Annotated in this window: 8 protein-coding genes and 2 tRNA genes; all 10 read right to left on the bottom strand. The window is 42.2% G+C overall.

Going from position 1 to position 6084, the window contains the following annotated elements:
• Nucleotides 1-168: 168 nt before the first annotated feature.
• Nucleotides 169-258: transfer RNA gene (locus tag ROSEINA2194_RS13755), tRNA-Ser, on the bottom strand.
• Between the two features lie 65 nt (nt 259-323).
• Nucleotides 324-409, bottom strand: a tRNA-Ser gene (locus tag ROSEINA2194_RS13760).
• A 110-nt stretch (nt 410-519) separates the two neighbouring features.
• Entirely contained in the window at nt 520-1218 is a 699-nt protein-coding gene (gene ispD, locus ROSEINA2194_RS13765) for a 2-C-methyl-D-erythritol 4-phosphate cytidylyltransferase (protein ID WP_044928199.1), read from the bottom strand.
• 40 nt (nt 1219-1258) lie between these two features.
• Complete coding sequence (tsaD, locus tag ROSEINA2194_RS13770) at nt 1259-2284, bottom strand: tRNA (adenosine(37)-N6)-threonylcarbamoyltransferase complex transferase subunit TsaD (RefSeq protein ID WP_007888404.1); 1026 nt, start codon at nt 2282-2284, stop codon at nt 1259-1261.
• A complete protein-coding gene (locus ROSEINA2194_RS13775) occupies nt 2274-2852 on the bottom strand; it encodes a DUF6715 family protein (RefSeq protein ID WP_007888405.1) in 579 nt (192 codons plus the stop codon). The genes tsaD and ROSEINA2194_RS13775 overlap by 11 nt, the downstream gene beginning before the upstream one ends.
• Nucleotides 2853-2912: 60 nt before the next feature.
• Nucleotides 2913-3830: a ribonuclease Z gene (locus tag ROSEINA2194_RS13780; protein ID WP_007888408.1), complete on the bottom strand. Its 918-nt coding sequence runs from the start codon at nt 3828-3830 to the stop codon at nt 2913-2915.
• Nucleotides 3831-3862: 32 nt separating this feature from the next.
• Nucleotides 3863-4300, bottom strand: a complete 438-nt coding sequence (gene rimI, locus ROSEINA2194_RS13785; protein WP_007888419.1) for a ribosomal protein S18-alanine N-acetyltransferase — start codon at nt 4298-4300, stop codon at nt 3863-3865.
• Entirely contained in the window at nt 4297-5004 is a 708-nt protein-coding gene (gene tsaB / locus ROSEINA2194_RS13790) for a tRNA (adenosine(37)-N6)-threonylcarbamoyltransferase complex dimerization subunit type 1 TsaB (RefSeq protein WP_007888420.1), read from the bottom strand. The genes rimI and tsaB overlap by 4 nt, the downstream gene beginning before the upstream one ends.
• Before the next feature lie 20 nt (nt 5005-5024).
• On the bottom strand, nt 5025-5462 hold the full coding sequence (tsaE, locus tag ROSEINA2194_RS13795) for a tRNA (adenosine(37)-N6)-threonylcarbamoyltransferase complex ATPase subunit type 1 TsaE (protein ID WP_007888421.1): 438 nt from the start codon (nt 5460-5462) through the stop codon (nt 5025-5027).
• 27 nt (nt 5463-5489) lie between these two features.
• On the bottom strand, nt 5490-5981 hold the full coding sequence (locus ROSEINA2194_RS13800) for a YcxB family protein (protein WP_007888422.1): 492 nt from the start codon (nt 5979-5981) through the stop codon (nt 5490-5492).
• Between the last annotated feature and the right edge of the window lie 103 nt (nt 5982-6084).

The raw sequence follows: 6084 nt of genomic DNA on the forward strand, positions 1-6084 counted from the left end.
CAAGCTTTGCTTGTCTGCGGACTTGTTCGCTTTAGAATCTTTCAAGGTTATTCACTGTTCAGTTATCAATGTTCTTTGTTGTTTTCAGCAACTCTGATATATTATCATAATCATCTGTGCTTGTCAACAACTTTTTTATTTTATTTCGTTCATCATCTGACGAGCGAGCGGAGAAGGAGGGATTTGAACCCTCGCGCCGCTATTAACGACCTGCACCCTTTCCAGGGGTGTCCCTTCGGCCAGCTTGGGTACTTCTCCGAATATATTACACGTTATTTAATTCGCTCTTTAAAAATTTCAAACTCAATTGTATTTTTAATGAGCGGAGAGGATGGGATTCGAACCCATGTGCCCTTGCGGACAAACGGTTTTCAAGACCGCCTCGTTATGACCACTTCGATACCTCTCCGTGTTTCGCACCTCAATCAGTGCGAGATTTATTCTATCATCAGAATTCCTCTCTGTCAACCATTTTTTTTACATTTTTTGATATTTTTTGTTTTGCCCTCAAATGTATTGTCATTCCGGGTGTTGTAAATAAACATTGGCGATCAGCAGGTCTTCCGGTGTTGTAATTTTGATGTTGCGGTAACTCCCCTCGATCAGCTTTGACTTTTTTCCTTTGGTACGTTCCAGCACCATGGCATCGTCCGTGATCGCAGCATCCTCTGTTTTTAGCATTTCCTCATATGCCTCGTAAATAAGTGCATACGAAAAAGTCTGTGGTGTCTGTATCATCCAGACGTTTTTCCGGTCTGGTGTCTGCTTTGCATAGCCTCCTTCATCTGCAATCTTAATGGTATCTTTCACCGGCATGCCAACAACACATGCCTGATATTCCGGCACCTCCAACATGCAGCGCCTGATGATGTCCTGATTCACAAAAGGTCTTGCCCCATCATGGATCAGCACATAATCCGCATCGCTTGTCTGTTTTAACCCTTCAAACACAGAATGATAGCGTTCTTTGCCACCTTCAACGATAGCCTTGACCTTAGAAATTCCGTATTTATCCACAATTTCTCTTCTGCAAAATTCCTCTTCGCCCTTTCCAACTACAAGAACAATTTCATCTACTGCACTATCTTGAAACTCTTTTAACGAGTAATACAGGACTGGTCTGTCCTGTATTATAAGATACTGTTTATGCACTTGGGAATTCATTCTCTTTCCGGAGCCTGCTGCCAGAACAATTGCAGCATATTTTTGTTTTTCCATCCCTGTTCCTTCCATTATCGATTCTATAGCCAATTATTTACTAACGTTCTCCAAGTTTTAAGTTTGGAATTGCATTCAGATCTAATCCATCCCTTTTTCCTGCCAGGAAATCATAGTAAGCTGCAACGCCAATCATCGCTGCATTGTCGGTGCAGAAAATTGGTGACGGATGATAGAACTTCACACCTTTTTTCTCACAGGCTTCACGCATAGCCTCCCTTAATGTTCCATTGGACGCCACACCTCCTGCGATCGCAAATTTGTCCATTTTAAACTCATCGATTGCTTTCATCGCATTTCCAACCAGCACATCTGTTACTGCTTTCTGGAAAGAAGCTGCAACATCAGCCTGCACAACCTCAATTCCCTTCATATTACATCCGTTAATATAGTTTAATACCGCTGATTTCAGACCGCTAAAACTGAAATCGTATGGTCCATCTTCAATTTTAGCACGTGGAAATTCCATCGCATGTGGATTTCCCTCATGTGACACTTTCTCGATTTTCGGTCCGCCCGGATACCCCAGTCCAATGGCACGTGCGACTTTATCAAAAGCTTCTCCTGCTGCGTCATCTCTCGTTCTGCCAAGGATCTCGTATTTTCCATAATCAAGTACTTTCACAAGATGTGTGTGTCCACCTGATACAACAAGACATAAAAACGGCGGCTCTAATTCCTTATTTTCAATGTAGTTTGCACTGATATGTCCCTCAATGTGATGTACACCTACCAATGGAATGTTTTTTGCATAGCTGATTGCCTTCGCCTCTGCCACTCCAACAAGGAGAGCTCCCACCAGACCAGGTCCATAAGTTACTCCTATTGCATCAATATCATCCAGCGTAACAGATGCATCCGACAATGCCTGTTCAATTACCTGATTGATTTTCTCAATATGTTTACGTGAAGCAATCTCCGGTACAACACCACCATATAACGTGTGCAGTGCGATCTGAGATGAAATTACATTACTTCTGACATCACGGCCATTTACTACTACGGCTGCTGCGGTCTCATCGCAGGAACTTTCGATTGCAAGTATTTTTATCTCTTTATTCATCATCTGAAGAGTCACCATTCACCTGATAGAACACCAGAATCTTCCAGTTTCCATCTGCATCCTTTCTCAAAACATACATTTGATAAGTCCTGCTGTATGCGCTTCCCTCTTTTATAAAATAGGAAGCTTTCACATAGGCGCAGTCATCCCCATCTACTTCTTTGTATTCCACATCATTGCTGCTGTCTACAGCAGAAGACGCAATGGTCTTATTTTTATCATGATACTCTGAAATATCTTCTTTTAAATCCTTAAAATATTCATCTCTTGGATTATTTCCCAGCAATTCATCATCAAAAAGTTTTCTCGCCTGATCTCCAAGATCATAAAGTTCATCATCCGTATATTCATCATTGTAAAAACAGGTGATAATACGATTGTAAAGCTTCACAACTTCACGAGGAGTAGCTGGAAAATTTTTATCCAGATTTTTCGTCGTCAGTTCCTGTATCTCTGTCAATGTAATATTCTCTTCTTCTTTTGCATTGTTCCGATTGGTCAGATAGTAATAACCGCCCAATATTACACACACGCACACCACGATTATGATCACAAATTTTGTATTCTTCATAAAATCGCCCTGCCTTTCTTTTTATCCAAACTACATGTAACATTTCAGGATCCAAAAATCCTATTCATTTTCATCAAAAAGTAATTCGACACTCTTCCCATCTTTTCCAAGATAAGCATTTGGAAAAATCTTTTTTACCTCAGGCATATAATCTTCTGCATGAACTAAAGATGGCGAAAAATGAGTCAGCCACATTTCTTCCACCCCGGCTCTTTTGGCCATGTCTGCGGCTTCATAAAATGTCATATGCTTGTATTGTTTTGCTTTTGCTATTTTATCTTTTTCTGCATACATACCCTCACAGATGAAAAGATCGGAATGCCTTGCACATTTTACAATGTTTTCTGTTGGCCTTGTGTCCGTACAATAGGTTACCTTGATTCCTTTTCTCGGTGTTCCAAGCACCATGTCCGGGGTAAAAGTAATTCCATCCTCCGTTGTGACTGTCTGGCCTTTTTGTAACGGATTCCACAATTTCTGTGGAATGTGATTGTTTCTGGCTCGTTCCACATCGAATCGTCCGGCACGTCTGATCTCGACTGTGTATCCATAGCAGCTGATATTATGATTTACTTTAAATGCATGAATATGATATCCGTTGATCTCCATATCCTCTTCTGGTCCGGTCAATTCTATGTACCTGATCTCAAAAGGAAGTTCCGGGGCGATCATGCGCAGCGCACTTACTACTTTTTCAAGTCCCTTTGGTCCGATCATTGTGAGTGTTTCTGTCCGTTCCGCATTTCCCATTGTGAGAAGCAGCCCCGGAAGTCCGCTGATATGATCTGCATGGTAATGGGTAAAACAAATAACGTCAATCGGTTTAAATGTCCATCCTTTTTCCTTGATGGCGATCTGCGTTCCCTCACCACAGTCGATCAACAGATTGCTGCCGTTATAGCGCATCAGTGCTGCGGTAAGCCATCTGTGTGGAAGCGGCATCATGCCTGCTGTTCCTAAAAGACATACGTCTAACATGGATTTCTCCTTTTCTAACTCTATACTATCTCTCAGTGCCCGTGTACCATTACATAGGCATCCTCTTTTGGAAATTCATAAAATCCTTTGCGCATACCACACTGTACAAACCCATTGCGTTCATACAGCCTGATGGCACTGTCATTTGATGCACGTACTTCCAGAACAATTCTTGCGACGCCTTTGTTTTCTGCAATTTTTAATAATTCTGTAAGTAACATACCACCAACTCCATGGCAGCGCTCTACCGGTGCTACTGCAACATTGGTAATTTCTCCCTCATCCATTGCCAGATACATACCAATATATCCAATGATGCGGTTATTTTCCTCTGCTACAAGAAAAACCGTATTACCAAGGTTGACTGCATCTAAAAATCCCTGTCTGCTCCACGGCTGTGAAAATATCTGCCGTTCTATTTCTGCGACTGCATTGGTATCTCTCACCTGCATTTCCCGAATCTGAATCATTTTTTCTGCTCCCCTTCAAGTCTTTCTCTCTCTGCCTGGGAAAGTCTTAAATAATCAGGTTTGTGTTCCTCCGCTGTCTCTGTTTTTCCCTCTGTATAATAGATCTCTCCAAGTGCTGCCACTGCTCCCGCACGCTGTTTGTTCACATGCGCTGGTGCAAAGGTATATGGCACCGTGCAGTTTTCACGGATATATGCTTCGAACACTGCCACGCCATCCCCTAAAAAGACAACTGCCTGTCCGAGTTTGTTCACTTCTGCGATAATCTCATCAATTCCCACTGCGCACTGCGGTTTTATAATTTCCATCTGATTTCCGTCAAAACGGTACAAGCCTGTGTACGTCTGGTTTCTTCTTGCATCCATCAGCGGACAGATGTTGTCTCTGTTACCTGCGAGATTGTATGCAAGAGCATCCACTGTAGGGATGTGGATCAACGGTTTCCCAAGCGCCAGTCCGAGTCCCTTTGCTGTGGCAGAACCGATACGAAGTCCGGTAAAAGAACCCGGTCCACCGGAAACTGCGATGGCATCGATGGAATTTAAGTCCAATTCGATCATTTTTGCCACTTCATCTAACATCGGGAGAAGTGTCTGGGAGTGTGTTTTCTTATAATTAACGGTATATTCGCCCTTTAAGTCATTGTCCTCTACGATCGCAACACTTGCGACGAGTCCTGAACTGTCAAGCCCTAATATTTTCATAACGTTTTTTGCCTTTCCTGCTAATCTAACTCTCGAATGGTAATTTTACGATAATCGAAGCCTTTTTCCAAGTCCTTTTCAATAGAAATATCATGTCTTTTCTCCGGCAGGATCTCTTCGATCAGATTTGCCCACTCAATCATGCACAGACCATTTCCATAAAAATAGTCCTCATATCCGATCTCATCCATCTCTTCAATATCCCCGATACGGTAAACATCAAAATGATAAAACGGCATACGCCCTTCCTCGTAAACCTGTACGATGGTAAATGTCGGGCTGCAGATTGGTTCCCTGATACCAAGCCCCTCCGCAATTCCCTGCGTAAATACAGTTTTTCCGACACCAAGATCCCCAATTAATGTGTATACATCTCCCGGTTTTGCCTGCTGCCCGATTTTTTTCCCGAGGGCATGTGTCTCTTCGGGAGAAAATGTCTCGATCATTGTCTCTTTCATATCGCTATCCTTCCTGTCAAATGTTCCTTACTGCATTTTTACACGATGTTTTGGCAGCTTCTCATTTGCAATTTTTGCAAGTTCCTTATACTGTTCCCCCAACTGCTCTCTCGGAATGATATACGCATTGATCCTTGTGCTGTAAACCAAAACATTGCTTTTTGTCGCTACCATTTTGTAAATCTGATCCCATGGAAGGTTTGCACTCTCTTCCCCCTGGGAAACGGTAAATCCGTTTTCATCTACAAGATAATGTAATGTTCCACGCAGCACTTCCGATGCTGCAAGTGCACTCTTGGAACGCAGCCACAGCGTGACCGGCATATATAATAGGAAAATAATGCCAAACGCAATATACAAAACCGTATAGGTAATGTCTAGTCCACCATATGTTAAGCCCGCCACAATAAAAATAATAATGGATACAATAATGGAAAACCATCCATGAAATCCTGTGTAGGTCTGATACATATTAAATCGGTACATATCCTGAGATTTTAACTTTATATCAAATTGCATATAATCCTAAGCCTCCTTGTTTTGCGAAGCAAAATGCGACTGCCCATGCAGGAGCAGAGGATTTGGCCTCCTGTTCTTTAACAAAAAAAGTATATCATTTTTT

Source organism: Roseburia inulinivorans DSM 16841 (assembly GCF_000174195.1).
Lineage (GTDB): Bacteria > Bacillota > Clostridia > Lachnospirales > Lachnospiraceae > Roseburia > Roseburia inulinivorans.

What these genes read in the sequence shown, in the direction of transcription:
- ispD (WP_044928199.1), bottom strand. Translation starts at nt 1,218, where the DNA reads ATGGAAAAACAAAAATATGCTGCAATTGTTCTGGCAGCAGGCTCCGGA.
- tsaD (WP_007888404.1), bottom strand. Translation starts at nt 2,284, where the DNA reads ATGATGAATAAAGAGATAAAAATACTTGCAATCGAAAGTTCCTGCGAT.
- ROSEINA2194_RS13775 (WP_007888405.1), bottom strand. Translation starts at nt 2,852, where the DNA reads ATGAAGAATACAAAATTTGTGATCATAATCGTGGTGTGCGTGTGTGTA.
- ROSEINA2194_RS13780 (WP_007888408.1), bottom strand. Translation starts at nt 3,830, where the DNA reads ATGTTAGACGTATGTCTTTTAGGAACAGCAGGCATGATGCCGCTTCCA.
- rimI (WP_007888419.1), bottom strand. Translation starts at nt 4,300, where the DNA reads ATGATTCAGATTCGGGAAATGCAGGTGAGAGATACCAATGCAGTCGCA.
- tsaB (WP_007888420.1), bottom strand. Translation starts at nt 5,004, where the DNA reads ATGAAAATATTAGGGCTTGACAGTTCAGGACTCGTCGCAAGTGTTGCG.
- tsaE (WP_007888421.1), bottom strand. Translation starts at nt 5,462, where the DNA reads ATGAAAGAGACAATGATCGAGACATTTTCTCCCGAAGAGACACATGCC.
- ROSEINA2194_RS13800 (WP_007888422.1), bottom strand. Translation starts at nt 5,981, where the DNA reads ATGCAATTTGATATAAAGTTAAAATCTCAGGATATGTACCGATTTAAT.